General features: G+C 69.4%; 17 protein-coding genes. 10 read left to right on the forward strand and 7 right to left on the reverse strand.

Features of this window, described 5'->3' with window-relative positions:
• Positions 1-194 precede the first annotated feature (194 nt).
• The 4 genes from ACZ4AA_RS08930 (at position 195) to ACZ4AA_RS08945 (ending at position 1,851) form a co-directional block, all read left to right on the forward strand.
• A complete protein-coding gene (locus tag ACZ4AA_RS08930; protein WP_467597780.1) occupies positions 195-659 on the forward strand; it encodes an SRPBCC domain-containing protein in 465 nt (154 codons plus the stop codon).
• A complete protein-coding gene (locus tag ACZ4AA_RS08935; RefSeq protein WP_467597783.1) occupies positions 656-1,000 on the forward strand; it encodes an ArsR/SmtB family transcription factor in 345 nt (114 codons plus the stop codon). The genes ACZ4AA_RS08930 and ACZ4AA_RS08935 overlap by 4 nt, the downstream gene beginning before the upstream one ends.
• Positions 1,001-1,033: 33 nt before the next feature.
• Entirely contained in the window at positions 1,034-1,471 is a 438-nt protein-coding gene (locus ACZ4AA_RS08940; protein WP_467597786.1) for an SRPBCC family protein, read from the forward strand.
• Positions 1,472-1,686: 215 nt separating this feature from the next.
• Complete coding sequence (locus ACZ4AA_RS08945; protein WP_467597788.1) at positions 1,687-1,851, forward strand: hypothetical protein; 165 nt, start codon at positions 1,687-1,689, stop codon at positions 1,849-1,851.
• Positions 1,852-2,126: 275 nt separating this feature from the next.
• On the opposite strand, the gene ACZ4AA_RS08950 is transcribed toward ACZ4AA_RS08945, so the two are convergent.
• Positions 2,127-2,960 carry a PIG-L family deacetylase gene (locus tag ACZ4AA_RS08950; RefSeq protein WP_467597790.1) on the reverse strand — a complete coding sequence of 278 codons (834 nt, stop codon included), beginning with the start codon at positions 2,958-2,960 and terminating at the stop codon, positions 2,127-2,129.
• Between the two features lie 441 nt (positions 2,961-3,401).
• Here ACZ4AA_RS08950 and ACZ4AA_RS08955 point away from each other — a divergent pair, with 441 nt between their 5' ends.
• Positions 3,402-3,896, forward strand: coding sequence for a GNAT family N-acetyltransferase (locus tag ACZ4AA_RS08955; protein ID WP_467598924.1), 495 nt, complete (start codon positions 3,402-3,404; stop codon positions 3,894-3,896).
• Positions 3,897-4,122: 226 nt separating this feature from the next.
• Here ACZ4AA_RS08955 and ACZ4AA_RS08960 read toward each other — a convergent pair whose 3' ends face one another.
• Complete coding sequence (locus ACZ4AA_RS08960) at positions 4,123-4,560, reverse strand: ester cyclase (protein ID WP_467597793.1); 438 nt, start codon at positions 4,558-4,560, stop codon at positions 4,123-4,125.
• 216 nt (positions 4,561-4,776) lie between these two features.
• The gene (locus ACZ4AA_RS08965) at positions 4,777-5,361 is read right to left on the reverse strand and encodes a hypothetical protein (protein ID WP_467597796.1); all 585 of its coding nucleotides are present in this window, start codon (positions 5,359-5,361) and stop codon (positions 4,777-4,779) included.
• A gap of 112 nt (positions 5,362-5,473) precedes the next feature.
• On the opposite strand from ACZ4AA_RS08965, the gene ACZ4AA_RS08970 reads away from it, so the two are divergent.
• The gene (locus tag ACZ4AA_RS08970; RefSeq protein ID WP_467597800.1) at positions 5,474-6,340 is read left to right on the forward strand and encodes a PhzF family phenazine biosynthesis protein; all 867 of its coding nucleotides are present in this window, start codon (positions 5,474-5,476) and stop codon (positions 6,338-6,340) included.
• 103 nt (positions 6,341-6,443) lie between these two features.
• On the forward strand, positions 6,444-7,004 hold the full coding sequence (locus ACZ4AA_RS08975) for an HAD domain-containing protein (protein WP_467597803.1): 561 nt from the start codon (positions 6,444-6,446) through the stop codon (positions 7,002-7,004).
• 297 nt (positions 7,005-7,301) lie between these two features.
• Here ACZ4AA_RS08975 and ACZ4AA_RS08980 read toward each other — a convergent pair whose 3' ends face one another.
• Both ACZ4AA_RS08980 and ACZ4AA_RS08985 read right to left on the reverse strand, forming a co-directional pair.
• Positions 7,302-8,666 carry a glutamate decarboxylase gene (locus ACZ4AA_RS08980; RefSeq protein WP_467597806.1) on the reverse strand — a complete coding sequence of 455 codons (1,365 nt, stop codon included), beginning with the start codon at positions 8,664-8,666 and terminating at the stop codon, positions 7,302-7,304.
• Positions 8,667-8,869: 203 nt separating this feature from the next.
• Positions 8,870-9,277, reverse strand: coding sequence for a DUF3224 domain-containing protein (locus ACZ4AA_RS08985; RefSeq protein ID WP_467597809.1), 408 nt, complete (start codon positions 9,275-9,277; stop codon positions 8,870-8,872).
• Positions 9,278-9,423: 146 nt separating this feature from the next.
• Between ACZ4AA_RS08985 and ACZ4AA_RS08990 the strand changes: the two genes are divergently transcribed.
• Both ACZ4AA_RS08990 and ACZ4AA_RS08995 read left to right on the forward strand, forming a co-directional pair.
• Positions 9,424-10,389 carry an acetylxylan esterase gene (locus ACZ4AA_RS08990; protein ID WP_467597812.1) on the forward strand — a complete coding sequence of 322 codons (966 nt, stop codon included), beginning with the start codon at positions 9,424-9,426 and terminating at the stop codon, positions 10,387-10,389.
• 421 nt (positions 10,390-10,810) lie between these two features.
• The gene (locus ACZ4AA_RS08995; RefSeq protein WP_467598927.1) at positions 10,811-11,149 is read left to right on the forward strand and encodes a beta/gamma crystallin domain-containing protein; all 339 of its coding nucleotides are present in this window, start codon (positions 10,811-10,813) and stop codon (positions 11,147-11,149) included.
• A gap of 199 nt (positions 11,150-11,348) precedes the next feature.
• On the opposite strand, the gene ACZ4AA_RS09000 is transcribed toward ACZ4AA_RS08995, so the two are convergent.
• Together ACZ4AA_RS09000 and ACZ4AA_RS09005 are read right to left on the reverse strand one after the other, a co-directional pair.
• Positions 11,349-12,050, reverse strand: coding sequence for a hypothetical protein (locus ACZ4AA_RS09000; protein ID WP_467597815.1), 702 nt, complete (start codon positions 12,048-12,050; stop codon positions 11,349-11,351).
• 88 nt (positions 12,051-12,138) lie between these two features.
• Complete coding sequence (locus tag ACZ4AA_RS09005) at positions 12,139-13,110, reverse strand: aldo/keto reductase (RefSeq protein ID WP_467597818.1); 972 nt, start codon at positions 13,108-13,110, stop codon at positions 12,139-12,141.
• Positions 13,111-13,663: 553 nt separating this feature from the next.
• Between ACZ4AA_RS09005 and ACZ4AA_RS09010 the strand changes: the two genes are divergently transcribed.
• A complete protein-coding gene (locus tag ACZ4AA_RS09010) occupies positions 13,664-14,395 on the forward strand; it encodes a GntR family transcriptional regulator (protein ID WP_467597821.1) in 732 nt (243 codons plus the stop codon).
• The last annotated feature ends 5 nt before the right edge of the window (positions 14,396-14,400 follow it).

Here is a 14,400-nt window from a genome sequence, read left to right on the forward strand (position 1 = left end):
GGGACGGCCGTTCGCGCCCGCACGGGAACCGCCGTCACGCCGGGCCCTTCGGGGCGGCCTCACGGAAGGCCGCCTGCGCTTCCGCGGGCGGCCGTCGCGCGGACCTGACACCCATATGCAACCTTCGGTTGCGAAAGGCATCGACGTCGCCTATCGTGATGTGCAACCGAAGGTTGCGAAAGGTGGCCATGGACATGGAGTACGGAAGCATCGAGCGCGAGCTGTACGTCGACGCCCCGCCCCAGGTGGTGTTCGACGTGCTCACCGACCCGGAGCACATCCGGGACTGGTGGAGCGCGGAAACCGACTTCGAGCCGACACCCGGCAGGCCGGGCAGCTTCACCTGGACGGACAACGGCAGCGGCAGGCGTACGTCCGCGCCCTTCACGGTCGTCGAGTCCGACCCGCCACGCACCCTGTCGTTCCGGTGGACCTACGAGGACGGGGAGACCGCGGCCCCCGGCAACTCACTGCTGGTGACCTTCGAACTCACCGCGGCGGGCGACGGGACCACGCTCCGCTTCCGTGAGAGCGGGTACCGCGAACGCGGCTGGGAGGCCGCCGTGCTCGAGGCGCACTACAACGACCACCGGCAGGGCTGGGACTTCTATCTGCCCCGCCTGGCGGCGACCGCCAAGCAGGTGGCGGGCGCGCGATGAACACCGGCGTCGACGACGGACTGTGGTCGGCGATCGGCGACCCGACCCGGCGTCGCATGATCGACCTGCTGCTGGCCGAGGGTCAGGGCACCGCGACGACCCTCAGCGCCCGTCTGCCCGTCACCCGGCAGGCCGTGACCAAGCATCTGACCGTGCTCGACCGGGCCGGCCTTGTCCGGTCCACCCCGGCCGGCCGGGAGCGGCGCTATCACGTCGACGAGGCACAACTCGCGCGTGCCGTTGCCCAGTTGCAGTCGGTGGGCACCTTGTGGGACGCCCGGCTACAGCGCGTCAAGAAGATCGCCGAGGCGATCCAACGAGCCAAGGACGAGAAGAAGTAACCACCCTCAACGAGAAGAAGCGAGGAGATCGAGATGGCGGACATCCTGCACCGGGTCGGCACCACGGCGGCCCGGGACACGGTCTATCGGGCACTCACGACGGTCGACGGTCTGGCCGCGTGGTGGACGACCGACACCGAGGGCAGCGGCGACGACGTGCTCCAGTTCCGCTTCGGCGACGTCGGCGGATTCGACATGAAGGTCCTCGAACTGCAACCGGACACCCGGGTGCGGTGGGAGGTCGTCGCCGGTCCCGAGGAATGGATCGGCACCACGGTGACCTTCGACCTCAAGCAGGAAGGCGAGTGGACCATCATCCTGTTCGCGCACGAAGGATGGCGCGAGCAGGTGGAGTTCATGAACCACTGCACCACCAAGTGGGCCCTGTTCCTGATGAGCCTGAAATCCCTGGTGGAGACAGGAGCCGGAGCACCGCACCCGCACGACGTACGGATCAGCAACTGGCACTGACCCCGCCCGCGACCATCAACCGCCCCACCGGGCTCACGAGATCCTCGCGAGCGCAGGTCCGTGACGCTCTCGCGCCTGTGCTGTCGCCCAGGTGAAATCGCCTTGTGCGGTGCCGACTTGAGCGGGCAGGCTGGGCGGACATCAGGCACGACCGCCATGGGGCGGTACGCAGAGCCCGCGCCATGGAAGACGGGGGCGAGAGGGGGCGCATCGACGTGAACACGATTGTTGTCGTCGTGCTCTGCGTACTGGCCGTAGTCGTGGCCGTCGTTGTCGTGGGCTTCCTCATCCTGCTGGACCTCGTGCAAGAACGTGTCGTCGACGACGCGGCGCGACGTGGCGCCGAGCCTCCGGGCTCCGACGACGGCAAGAGGCCGTAGCCGACGAGCCCAGAAGGGCGGTCGGGGCGCTGCGTCGCGAAGGGGCCGACGCCACGCGCCGGAGCAGGCCGTGAAGCCTGCCGCCGCGCGCGTGGCGTCGGTGATTCCTCGGGCTCGGGGCGACCGCCGACGCGACGGCCGCGAGGGCCGCCGTACGTCGAGCAGGCGCGGCGGGGAGACCGGGTCGACGTAGCCGGGGTCAGCGCGGCTCGGGTGAGCGCAGTCCGTGGGTCGGCGCAGCCGGGGGCAGCCCTGCTCGGGTCAGCGCGCTCGGGTCAGCGCAGTCCGGCGAAGAGGTCGTTCTCGGGTACGGCGGCGCCCGTGGCGTCCTGGACCCGTACGAAGGTCTCCCTGCCCATCAGCTCGCCGAACCGCTCCTTGCCCATCTTGAGGAAGAAGATGTTCTCGCCCTGACTGGCGTGCGCGGCCAGCGCGTCGAACTTCTGATCGCTGAACGCGGTGGCGTCCACCCAGGTGGTGATCTCGTCGTCGGGCAGGCCGATCTTGGCCAGCGCGGCGGCCTCCGCAGGATCCGGCTCCGGCATGTCCTCGTGGAACTCTCGCATGATCTCGCCGAACCGCTGCATCATCGAGCGGGGCATGGTGGTCCAGTACACCTTCGGAGTCAGCCCGGTCATCTCCAGCGCCGCCATCGTGATGCGGTTGGCCTGAATGTGGTCCGGGTGACCATAGAAGCCGTTCTCGTCATAGGTGACAACGACATCGGGCTGGTAGTGCCGCATGAGGTCCGCGAGCCGGGCGGCGCCTTCCTCCACGGGGGTTCCCCAGAAGGATCCGGGAGCGTCGTTGCTCGGCCAGCCCATGATTCCGGAGTCGGCGTAGTCCAACATCTCCAGATCGCTGATCTTCAGGACCTCGCAGCTCGCCTCGAGTTCCTGACGACGCATCGAGGCGACCGCCGCCGGATCGTGCCCGGGATCGCCCGGCTTGACGCCTCCCGGTCCGTCACCGCAACCGCCGTCGGTACAGGTCACCAGAACCGTGCGGATGCCTTCCGCCGCGTACCGCGCGAGGACCCCGCCGGTTCCGGTGGCCTCGTCGTCCGGGTGGGCATGCACTGCCATGAGCGTCAAAGGCCGGTCGGTCATGAAATTCCTCCAGTAGAAATACGCCTTGATCCCGGACCGCGGCACACGTATCGCGATCCTGGGGCCCGGATCCTGGCGAGACGGACGACACTCCGGTCTCCGTGTTCCCGCCCGTGCGGCGCCGGCCCCTCCGTCATGCAACCGCGCGGGCCCGACCTGCTGTTCCCGGCACGGCCGCTCGGCCCGCCACATGTCGGCTTTTGGTCCGGTCGGGCTCCTCGATGCGGATCAGGTTCTTCCGTGCCGGCGAGCATCTGGAGGGTCGCGGCGCGGGTGGAGACGTCCAAGTCCGTTGCGGACGCGGGGTGTTCGAGGCGGCAGGGGCTGCGCCGGCCGCGTGCGCCGCGGCGGATGCCGACGTGGGCGGTCCCGGCCACGCTCTTCGCCCCCTGCCGGCGAGCGCGGACCCCGTGCGGACCTGTATAGCCTGGCCCCGTGACCATGCCGACTCTCACGCCGATGGGATACACGCCGGACGAGATCGCCGAGGTCGTGGGCATCTACGCGAGCAATCCCGAATACTGCCGCGCCTCCGGTGAGTACGACCCCGAGCACATCGCACCCGACCGGGTCGAGGCCGATCTGCGCGAGGAGGCCGGGAGCGAAGGGGGCCATGCCCTGCTCGCCCGTGACGCCGAGGGCCGGGCCGTCGGCCTGGCCTGTCTGCTGGACCGGCACCCCAAGGACGGGTATCCCTGGATCGGCCTGCTGATCGTGCACGGGGACCGGCGCCGCCGGGGCCTCGGCCGGCTGCTCGTGGCGGCTGTCGAAGAACGGTTCCGGCGCCAGGGGCGGGACGGTCTCAGGATCGCCGTTCTGGAGAACAACCCCTCGGCCTTCGCGTTCTGGAGTTCACTGGGCTGGCGGGAGATCGACCGCCGCCCCGACCTCCAGTTCGGCCGGCCCTGCGTCGTGATGCACAAACCACTGTCCTGAACCAACCACTGTCCTGAGCCGGACCCTGTCCTGAGCCGGACACGTCATCCACTCGCCGGCCGTGAACGCGTTCCCGCCCTGCGGAGGCCAGGGAAAGGCCGGGCGCGCGCCGGAGGCGGGTTCCTCCACACGGCTCCGGCGTGGCTCCTCGACCGTCGCCGATCCACGAGGACGCCGCTGTGACACCTCGCCGCAGCGGCCGCCCGCCGTGGCCTCGACGCCACGTCTACGACGGGACGATCCCCAACTGGCGCAGGATGCCGAGTTCGTCGGGCCGACCCCACTTCTCGACGATGCGTCCGTCCCGGATCCTGAAGATGTTGGTTCCGCGCAGGGTCAAGGTGCGGCCTTCCGCCGGGGCCGGTACCCCGAGCAGTTCACCGCGCTGCGTCCCGCTGGCGGTGAAGTGCTCGACGACCAGGTCGCCCTCGGCGATCATCAGCTGCGGATCGCTGCGCCAGTCGGGACACGCCTCCCGGAACAGCGCGCCCGCGGCGCGGAGGCCTTCACGGTCGCCGGGCGCGTTGAACGGGGGGTCGTGGTCGACGAAGTCCTCGGCGAGGTACTCGTCGATCGCGCCGAGGTCGCCCTTGGTGAACAGCGCGTCGATGAACGCGTGCACAAGGTCCTTGTTCTTGGCGAGGGTGGATTCCGAGGTGCTCATGGGCTCAGTGTCGCCCTCCACAACCTGGCACAAACCGGGCGCTCCGCCTGTTCACCCCGCTGCATCGCGACGGCCCGCCGGAGTTCGGCCCGGGTGGCTCCGGCTGCCGCGACCTGCCCCCTGGGCAGTACGACCGGATGACCTCCCCCGTCCGAGGAGCGGAGCCGCGCCGACCCGGCGTGATCGGTGCGTCCGGTGCGTCCGGTGCGTCCAGGCTCAGTCGTTGGCCGCCCCGTAGCGCAGGACTCCCTCTTGCGGAAGCAGGTACCCGATCGCGCGCGTCTCCGGCAGTCTGCCCGCCAGCGTCGCCGCGTCGGTGCATCCGGAGACTTCGAAGCCGATCGCGGCGAGGCTGAACGGCGCGCGTCGGAAGGCCTCGGTCCCGACGGCCGCGAGCCAGTCGTCCATGACCGCGGACCTGAAGAACGGCCGGCCGTCCCAGTAGGCGATATCCGCGTTGTCCAGCGCGCCCAGGGGGATGTAGAAGTCCAGCCAGTCACTGCTCTCGTCGCCGCCGCGGACCGCCACGCAACCGCACACCGCCAGTCGGCCGGTCGGCAGGCGCACCTGACCGCGAAGCTGTCCGTACTCGGCCAGGGAGGCGACCGTGCAGGGCACAAACTCCTGCTCCTCGGGTTCACGGTCCCGGAACGCGAAGCATCCGCGCACACCCGCCGCGGACCACACGGCGTCCAGGACCTCCTGGATCCGGGCGTCATCGGTCGAGCCCACCTCGACGGCCAGTTCGTAGAAGCCGTCGGTCCAGTTACTCTCGTCGCGGAAGGACGCGGGATCGGTCATGACGTGATCATTCATCACGCCGCGGCTGGGCTGCTCCGCGGGGCCGGGCGGTGCCGTCGGATGCCGTCGGATGCCGTCGGATGCCGTCGGATGCCGTCGGTAGCGTCGAGGTATGCACTACTTTCACGTCGATGTCTTCAGCGGAGTTCCGTTCAGCGGCAACAGCCTCACGGTCTTCCCGGGAGCGACGGACCTGAGCGAATCCCAGATGCAGCGGATCACCGAGGAGATGCGGCACTTCGAATCCATCTTCCTGGAACGGAAGGACGGCCGGGACGACGCGTGGCGCGCCCGGGTCTTCGACCTGACCGAGGAACTTGATTTCGCCGGGCACCCCGTCATCGGGGCGGCGAGTGTCCTGCACGCCCTGGCCGGAAGCGACGGCAGCCGGACGTGGTCCCTCGAACTGAGGGCGCGGACGGTGGAGGTGGTCACCGAGTACCGCGGCCCCGGCCGCTACGCGAGCGTCCTCGACCAGGGCGCCCCGCGGTTCCTGAGCCGGCCCGAGCCGGATGGCCTGGCCTCCTGGTTCTCCCTGGACGACGAAGACCTCCACGCCGAACTGCGGCCGGAGATCGTGTCGACGGGGCTGCGGTACCTGATCGTGCCCGTACGTCCCGGAGCACTCGCTCGGGCCCGGATCACCTCCGACATCGGGGAGCGGCTGGCCCGGGCCGGAGCTCAGTTCGCCTATCTCCTGGACGCCGACGGCCTGGAGGGACGGCACTGGAACAACGACGGCATCGTCGAGGACGTGGCCACCGGCAGCGCCGCCGGGTGTGTGGCCGCCTACCTGCGACGACACGGACGCGTCGAGGACGGCGAACGGCGGACGCTGCGCCAGGGGCGGTACCGCGGCCGCCCCAGCGAGATGACGATCAGCGCCCATGGCGAGACGGAGCACATCACGTCGGTACGGGTCGGCGGCGAGGTCGCCCTCGTCGCCCGGGGGCGCCTCGAAGGACTGCCGCGATGTTGAGCCGGTCCTCGACCGCCGGCCGGGCCGCACGCTCCCGAGGGCGCCGCTCCCGCACACGCGCGGGCGTGCACCGGCGGCGGGCGCCTCACTATCCTGGGCTGCCGTGACCGGCTCTGTTCGACTTCCGCTGCTCTTCCTCGATGTCGACGGACCGTTGATCCCGTTCGGTGCGGAGTCCGGGCGGTATCCGACGTATCCGCTCGCCCCCGATCTGCGTGGCGCCGATGCGAACCCGCTCCTGACCAGGATCGATCCTCGGCACGGAGCCAAGCTGGCCGCGCTCGCCTGCGAGGTGGTCTGGGCCACGACGTGGATGGACGAAGCGAACGAATGCATCGCTCCGTTGCTCGGACTTCCGCGGCTTGCCATGGTCGTCTGGCCGGAGCCGTCGGGCCTCGACGACAGGGACGAACGCGACGGGCTGCACTGGAAGACCCGTGCCCTTGTCGACCGGGCCGCGGGACGCCCGTTCGTATGGGTCGACGACGAGGCCACGGACACGGATCGGGCCTGGGTCGCCGACCGTCACGGGAGACACGCCCTGGTGCACCGCGTCGATGCCCGTGTCGGTCTCACCGATGACGACTACGCGGCTCTGGCCTCATGGCTGCGGCAGCCGTTCGAGGACCAGGCGAATCCGTGCCCGCGGTCAGGTCGTTCCTGAGGAGGGCGGCCCGGCCGGCCGCGATCCGTGGGGCAGCGGCGTCCTGTGCGCCCGTCTGCCTCAAATCCCAGTACCGGTAAGGCACTTCCGAACGTCCGAGCCCTTCACGGGGCGGAATCCCGCGTGGCTGTCATGGTTCCCTTCCTTCGTTCCGAAGAAGCGCCCTTGTGGCACCGGTCCGACGGGCCGATGCGCCGACGGACCGGTGACCCCGGCCGGAGCCGCACCGAGCCTCGCAGAGCCGGCTGGGATCGACCGGGCCCCGGTCCGCGGGAACCGGCGCTCCGTCACAGTGCGTCAGTAGCCCGTGCCGCGCTTGACCTGGGTCCGCTCGTTCCCGTGGGCCGCGCCCTTGTCGTCCAGGGTGCGGCACGCGTCGGCGATGTCCTGGCTCAGCCGGTCGATCTGCTCGCGGCTCATGGTCTCCTTGACCAGGGCGCGCATGATCTTCACCCGCTCCGCGTTGGGCGGAAGCGTGTACGCCGGCACCATCCAGCCCCGCTCGGCCGAGAGTTGCCAGGCGATGTCGGACTCGTCGTAGGCGTGCTTGCTTGCGAGACGGAACGCGACCAGCGGCAGTTGTTCGAGGTCGCTGCCGATCACTTCGAAGCGGCCGCTGTCGCGCAGATTGTCCGCCAGTGCGCGGGCGTTCTGCTGCATCATCTTCATGACGTAGGTGTAGCCCTGACGGCCGAGCCGTACGAAGTTGTAGTACTGCGCGAGCACCATCGAGGCGCCCGTGGAAAAGTTCAGCGTGAACGTCGCGTCGGTCTTGCCCAGGTAGTTCTCGTAGAACACGAGATCCTTGGCCAGGTCGGACTCCTCACGGAAGACCAGCCATCCGATGCCGGGGTAGACCAGGCCGTACTTGTGTCCCGAGACGTTGATGGACCGTACCTGCTCGAGCCGGAAATCCCATTTCGAGTCCGGGTAGAGGAACGGCCACACGAACGCGCCGCTGGCGCCGTCGACATGGATCGGGATGTCGAGGTCCCGCTTCTCGCGGATGTCCCGCAGGAGCTTGTCGATCCCGACGACATCGTCCTTGTGGCCGGTGAACGTGGTGCCGAGAACCGCGACGACGCCGATCGTGTTCTCGTCGAGGTGGGGTTCCACGTCCTCCGGGCCGATCGTGTACTTGCCCTCGGCGAGCGGCACGATCCGCGGCTCCACGTCGAAGTAGCGGCAGAACTTCTCCCATACGACGTGGACGTCTCCCCCGAAGATCAGGTTGGGCCGGTCGGTCGACAGGCCGGCCGCCTGGCGTCGCTCACGCCACTTCCACTTCAGCGACAGCGCACCGAGCATGATCGCCTCGGACGATCCCTGTGTCCGGCATCCCGCCGTCCTGCCCGGCGCGTGGAAGAGGTCGGCGAGCATGCGCACGCAGCGCTGTTCGATCTCGGCGGAGATGGGGTACTCCGCGTGGTCGATGAAATTGCGGTGCAGGTTCTCGGCGATCAGCCGTTGCGCCTCCGGCTCCATCCACGTGGTGACGAACGTGGCGAGGTTGCGCTGCGGGTCGCCCTCCATGGCGAGATCCACATCGACGAGCCTCATCGCATCCGTCGCGGCCATGCCTTCCTCGGGGAAGGTCTGCGCGGGGGCGGGCATCGTCAGGAACCGGTTACCGAAAAGAGCCTCTTCGTCACTCTTGGTCATATGGCGATTCAAGCAGTGCCGAAGCCAGCCATGGGCGAGGGACACACCCGCGGTCCGGGACACTCCGAAAGGGAACGGCGCGCCGGGCCCCTGAGCACGGAGTCTCGCCGGTCCCTTCGCGGGAACTCCGCCGGTCCCTGCACAGGATCGCCGCCGGTCACTTCGCGGGATGACCGGGCGGTCCCTTCGCGGGGCGCGCCGGACTACTCGCCGAGCTCGTAGTCGAACCAGATCCGGTGGGTGCCGTCGGCGTCGACGGAGATGCCACCGGTCCCGGTGATCCCGGCCAACGCACCGGTTCCGCCGGCCGGCACGATGACGAAGAACTCGCTCTGCCTCCCCTCGCCCAGGGTCGTCGCGGAGTGCGCGAAATTGAAGGCACCGGCCTGTCCGTGGAGCGTCCCCTCGAAGGACTCCATCGCGACGTACGTCCCCACCCCGCCGGCCTGATCGAACGCTGCGGTGAACAACGTGGCGGAACGCCCGTCGATCTCGCCTTCGTAGTGCTTCTCCATCGTGGCGACACCGACGGGCAGTGCCGTCTCGATCGAGGAGCCCGGCACCGGTGCCGGGGTGAAATCGGCAACTCTGAACGTTCCTGAAGCGCGCATACCCGGATCGTATGCCGCACCACTGACATCACCCCCTGAGCAGCGCGCGCACGACCGCGCCCCGTTCCCGGCGCGGCCGTGGCGGGCCCGAGAGGGCGGACGTACCGTGTGATCATCCGCGTTCGCGTGCCGAAAGGTGGTCCCTGATGGCCCTGTTCGACCTCCCGCTCGACGAACTCCGCGTCTACCGCAGCGCGTCCACCGAGCCCGGGGACTTCGACTCCTTCTGGGCCAGGACGCTCAAGGAAGCCCGCGCACACGACCTCGCGGCCCGCTTCGAACCGGTCGGGATCCCGCTCAAAACGGTCACGGTCCACGACGTCACGTTCGCCGGGTTCGGCGGGCACCCGATCAAGGGCTGGCTGACCGTTCCGGCGTGGGCGAACTCCCCGCTGCCCACGGTCGTCGAGTTCATCGGGTACGGCGGCGGACGCGGACTCCCGCACACGCACCTGCTGTGGGCGTCGGCCGGCTTCGCGCACTTCGTGATGGACACCCGCGGCCAGGCGAGCGTGTGGGGCGGCGGGGAGACCCCGGACCCCGTGGGCAGCGCGCCCGCCTTCCCCGGGTACATGACGCGGGGGATCGAGGACCCCGAAACCTACTACTACCGGCGGCTGTTCACGGACGCCGTGCGCGCCGTCGAGGCGGCACGCTCGCATCCGCTGGTCGACGCCACGCGCGTCGCGGCGCTCGGCGGGAGCCAGGGTGGCGGCATCACCATCGCGGTGGGCGGTCTGATGCCCGACCTGGTGGCGATCGCCCCCGACGTACCGTTCCTGTGCGACTTCCCGCGCGCCACGACCCTCACGGACCGCACCCCCTACCGGGAGATCGGCAACTACCTCAAGACCCATCGTGGCCGCACGGAACAGGTGCGGCGCACCCTGTCCTACTTCGACGGGGTGCACTTCGCCGCGCGCGGACGGGCACCCGCCCTGTTCTCGGTGGCCCTGGAGGACCAGACCTGCCCGCCGTCGACGATCTTCGCGGCCTTCAACGCCTGGAGGAACGCGGACAAGGAGATCGAGGTGTACGACTTCAACGACCATGAGGGCGGCGGCCCTTACCAGCAGGCCGCGCAGCTGCGCTGGCTGCCCGGACGGGTGTGAGCCCGCTTCTCCGAACCGATGGTCGACCAGGACGGGCGGGCGGTCGCCGAGTTCCGCGTCCTCGCGCTGGAGGACGGCGGCAGATAAAGGGACGTCATCAATCCGCATTCCTGTCGGTCAAAGGCGTCTTTCTTCTCCCTGGCCAAAAGGACTTACGGGCGGCCGAAAACCAGGCTTTAACCCTGCTCCAAGCGGCCCCGATCTAGACATTCAGGGGCACATTCCGGCCCGGGGTGCCATAGATCCTTGCCGTATGCAGCCGTCTTGCAGGATCTTCATGGGGAAAGCCCGAGAGACAAGACGACGGAAGGGTCGCACGGAGGCAGAAAGACGCCGTTTTTGCAAGCCTTCCCGTGTCCGGCCGTGTCGCACTCTCCCCGTTAAAATGTTGAAAGAAGGAGAAGTCGTGATCTCAAGGACGATGAGAGTAGCCCGTTCCGTGGCCGTGGCGGCGGTGTCCACCCTGGCCATCACGATGGCCATGCCCACCGGCAACGCCTTCGCCATCGACCACATCGAGTGTCGTGGCGGGGCGGACTACCTGAAGATCTGGTCGCACCTGGACGGCAGGTCCAGCGTGGACTGCTACGCCAACAAGGGCCGGACCAACTTCGGCTCCTGGTGGGTCGACCGCATTTCGACGGGCAACAACGATCTCATCTACTACGACGCGAACGGTGACTCCGTGCGCATCAACCGGTGGACCGACATCACTTTCCCGAGTCGTCCTCCACTGGTCAAGGACATCGAAATCCTCTAGTGGGCGATCAGGCAACTCCCCGGGACGGGTGGCACCGACGCGCACCCTTTCTCGGATATGAATTCCTTCCCGCGGGGAACTGAATTCGACATGGGGATCAACCGCATCCCCTCCGCATTATCGATACAGGTCGCGCGATTTTCGCGCGGCCTGTATCGGCCTGCTCCCCTACACAGTCGCCTCGGAAGACACGGTCGTGTCAGAAGAGACCGGCCCATTGCGCGTCAACGCTCCAGGTGCTCGCTCCGGCCGCGTAGTCGGCGAAGAGCGCGGCCACCTCGTCCCGCCCGTTCAGCACGCAGCGGTAGTGGTGTTCCATCGAACCTTCCCGGTGTTCGACGGCGAAGCCGTCCGTGGCGAGGCCCGCGTTGGGGCCGTGGCCGACCTGGAGGAAGTGGCCGCTGCGCCGCTCCAGGACCAGGAACCAGTTCTCCGCGGACAGCCGGCGCACCGCACGGTCGATCACCTCAGGGTCCGCGTCCTCCACCTTCAGCCCGAGGCAGGGCCGAAGGCTCAGCCCGTCGGCCCCGCGCTGCGCGGGCGGACGGTGCAGCACCTGGGCCTGCGGGTCGAGGCAGACCAGACCGTGCCGGCCGGCGAGGGCCACCACCTCGGGTGCCGTGCCGTCGGCCCGGCTCCAGGTCATCGGCATGATCACATGCGCGCCGGAGACGTCGAGGCCGGCTGCCCAGGGTGACGCCTCCGCCCGCGCGTCGTCGTCCTCCGTGACCGCGAGCCCGGGGAACCGGTCGGTCAGTTCCCGGTGGAAGGCGGCCACGGCCTCGTTCGCCACGACTCCGGCACCCGTCAGGTCGCCTTCGCACAGCCGCTCGTACGTGCGCGTGGCGTCGGCGACCGAGACACGCCCGGACTCGAACCACACCGCAAGGTCAAAACTCACGTCGCCTCCATCCACCGAACCCCGACGCGGCGAGCCTACGGCCGACCCCTGACAACGCCCTCCCGGCATCGGAGTACCGGGGCGCCCCCTACACCGACGCCCCACTTCCGGCCCGCTCCGCCCCTCCGCCCGACGCTTCGCCTCCGGCCCGCTCCCCGTCACCTGACGGCGCATCGAGCAGTTCCAACTCCTCCGCGGTGAGCCGCAGAGCTCCGGCCGCGATGTTCTCGTCGAGGTGGGCCGGGTCGGCCGTGCCCGGGATGGCCAGGACGTGCGGCCCGCGGTGGAGGGTCCAGGCGAGCCGCACCTGGGCCGGTGTGGCGCCGTGGGCACGGGCGACCGTACGGACCCGATCGTCCGGCTCCTGCCCGGCGGCCGCCTCGCGGCGCAGTCCGGAGACAGCGAAGAAGGGAACGAAGGCGATGCCGAGTTCGGCGCAGAGGTCCACGAGGCCGCTCTCGTCGGCGCGCCGCCAGTCGAGCCCGTAGGAGTTCTGCACACAGACGACCGGAGCGATGGAGCGGGCCTCGGCGACGTGCGCGGGACGCACGGCGGAGAGGCCCAGGTGGCGGATCAGACCCGCGTCGCGCAGTTCGCTGAGCGCGCCGAAGTGCTCGGCGACGGAATGCGCCTCCTGGCCGTTCCAGCGCAGGTTCACCACATCGAGACGGTCCCGGCCGAGCTGCCTCAGGTTCTCCTCCACCTGGCCACGCAGTTGGTCGGGCCGGGCCCGGTCCTGCCACTCACCGGACGGGTCACGGCCCGGTCCGACCTTGGTGACGACGACCACGTCGTCACCATCGGAGGACCGGGAGGAGAGCGCGCTGTTGATCAGCTCGTTCGCCGAGCGCAGCGGCGAGAAGTAGAAGGAGGCCGTGTCGATGTGATCGACGCCCTGGTCGACCGCCCGGCGCAGCAGGCGGACGGCATGGTCGCGGTCGATCGGAGGGCCGTCCGAGTTCCCGGCCATCCCGTTGCCGGTCAGTCGCATCGCCCCGTAGCCGATCCGGTTGACCTCCCGGTCGCCCAGCTTCCAGGTCCCTGCGGCAGCCGCGTTCACTGTGGACGGTCTCCCCTCGTCTCGGCGGACGGCCGTCGTGCCGTCCGGCCAAAGCCTGGAGTATGCGGTCGCCGCGAGGCGCTTCAACAGGGCTGCGAGATAGGCGGATTGTCACAGCCGGACCCGGAACGATGCCTCACCGCACGGCCGTTGGACTTGCTGAGAGACCCCCGGATCCAGCCCCTCGCCCGTCCGCGACCAGTGCCTCCCCTGCGGACCCAGGCACGCAGGTCGGCGGCGCGCACGGACCCGGGTGGGGACTTTCGGACAGGGCCGGTGAAGTGACTCCGGCGATCTCGCGGACCCGGAATCAGGGTCTCGTGGAGGCGGACGACGAGCCGCACGGGCCGCATGAGCCAGTCGGCCCAAGGGAGTCGGTGTCCGTCGCCACGCGGACCGGCACATTCCTGGCGGGGCCCTCCCGGCCCCGTGCGCGGACCGAAATCGGCCGAAGTCTCCGGAGCCCCTTCCCCAGTGGTTTAGACCAATGCTAGATGTGGTGGCGCACCGAGCTCACACGGCTACGTTTTGTCACCACGCAGGAGGCGCGGTCATGGCCCGCACCACCCATCCGTCCGAACATGAACCGCTCTACGCGCGGATCGCCGCACAACTGGTCGGCGAGCTGCGCGACGGGGCCATACCACCCGGCGAACGCCTGCCGGGGGAACGTGAGTTGGCCACCCGGTTCGGCGTCAGCCGGGAGACCGTACGACAGGCGCTCAACATGCTGCGGCGCGACGGCCAGGTCTCCACCGACCGGCGCGGCAGCCACGCGACACTGTCCGGCGCCGGCACCGGCGCCGAGCACGTCCCGTCCCTCGACTTCCCCGTCGGCGCGCACCCCGGCGAATCCGACGGGTGCCGTCGGGCCACCGTCACCTGGGAGAGACCCTCCCCGGAGCATGCGAAGGCCCTCGGACTCGCCCCGCTGCGGGCGACGTTGGTCCATCGCTACGAGTCCGCCGCGGCCGACGGCAGCGGACTGCGCTCGGCCGTGACCTCGTTCTCCGCCATCGCCGTGACCGAGGTGGAGGAACTCGCCCGCTACCGCGACCGTGCGAACGACCACTCCTCGGCGCAGTTGTCCCGCGCCTACGACTGGATGCGCAAGGCGGGTCTGACCCTGCACCACCGGGACGCGATCACCCGGCTCCCGCAGTCGGTACGGGTCACCCGGCGCGTCCACGACCAGTACGACCGCCCGCTGGAGATCACCGATCTGACCGTGGATGCGCAACAGAACGCCCTCGTCTACGAGTTCACGCTACCGGCGGCCAGGTGAGAGCC

The sequence above is a fragment of the Streptomyces sp. NPDC024698 genome, assembly GCF_055559015.1.

Coding starts and splice junctions, on each gene's coding strand:
- ACZ4AA_RS08935 (WP_467597783.1), top strand. CDS start 656: ATGAACACCGGCGTCGACGACGGACTGTGGTCGGCGATCGGCGACCCG.
- ACZ4AA_RS08965 (WP_467597796.1), bottom strand. CDS start 5,361: ATGACCGATCCCGCGTCCTTCCGCGACGAGAGTAACTGGACCGACGGC.
- ACZ4AA_RS08940 (WP_467597786.1), top strand. CDS start 1,034: ATGGCGGACATCCTGCACCGGGTCGGCACCACGGCGGCCCGGGACACG.
- ACZ4AA_RS08950 (WP_467597790.1), bottom strand. CDS start 2,960: ATGACCGACCGGCCTTTGACGCTCATGGCAGTGCATGCCCACCCGGAC.
- ACZ4AA_RS08960 (WP_467597793.1), bottom strand. CDS start 4,560: ATGAGCACCTCGGAATCCACCCTCGCCAAGAACAAGGACCTTGTGCAC.
- ACZ4AA_RS08980 (WP_467597806.1), bottom strand. CDS start 8,666: ATGACCAAGAGTGACGAAGAGGCTCTTTTCGGTAACCGGTTCCTGACG.
- ACZ4AA_RS08985 (WP_467597809.1), bottom strand. CDS start 9,277: ATGCGCGCTTCAGGAACGTTCAGAGTTGCCGATTTCACCCCGGCACCG.
- ACZ4AA_RS08955 (WP_467598924.1), top strand. CDS start 3,402: ATGCCGACTCTCACGCCGATGGGATACACGCCGGACGAGATCGCCGAG.
- ACZ4AA_RS09010 (WP_467597821.1), top strand. CDS start 13,664: ATGGCCCGCACCACCCATCCGTCCGAACATGAACCGCTCTACGCGCGG.
- ACZ4AA_RS08930 (WP_467597780.1), top strand. CDS start 195: ATGGAGTACGGAAGCATCGAGCGCGAGCTGTACGTCGACGCCCCGCCC.
- ACZ4AA_RS08990 (WP_467597812.1), top strand. CDS start 9,424: ATGGCCCTGTTCGACCTCCCGCTCGACGAACTCCGCGTCTACCGCAGC.
- ACZ4AA_RS08970 (WP_467597800.1), top strand. CDS start 5,474: ATGCACTACTTTCACGTCGATGTCTTCAGCGGAGTTCCGTTCAGCGGC.
- ACZ4AA_RS08995 (WP_467598927.1), top strand. CDS start 10,811: ATGAGAGTAGCCCGTTCCGTGGCCGTGGCGGCGGTGTCCACCCTGGCC.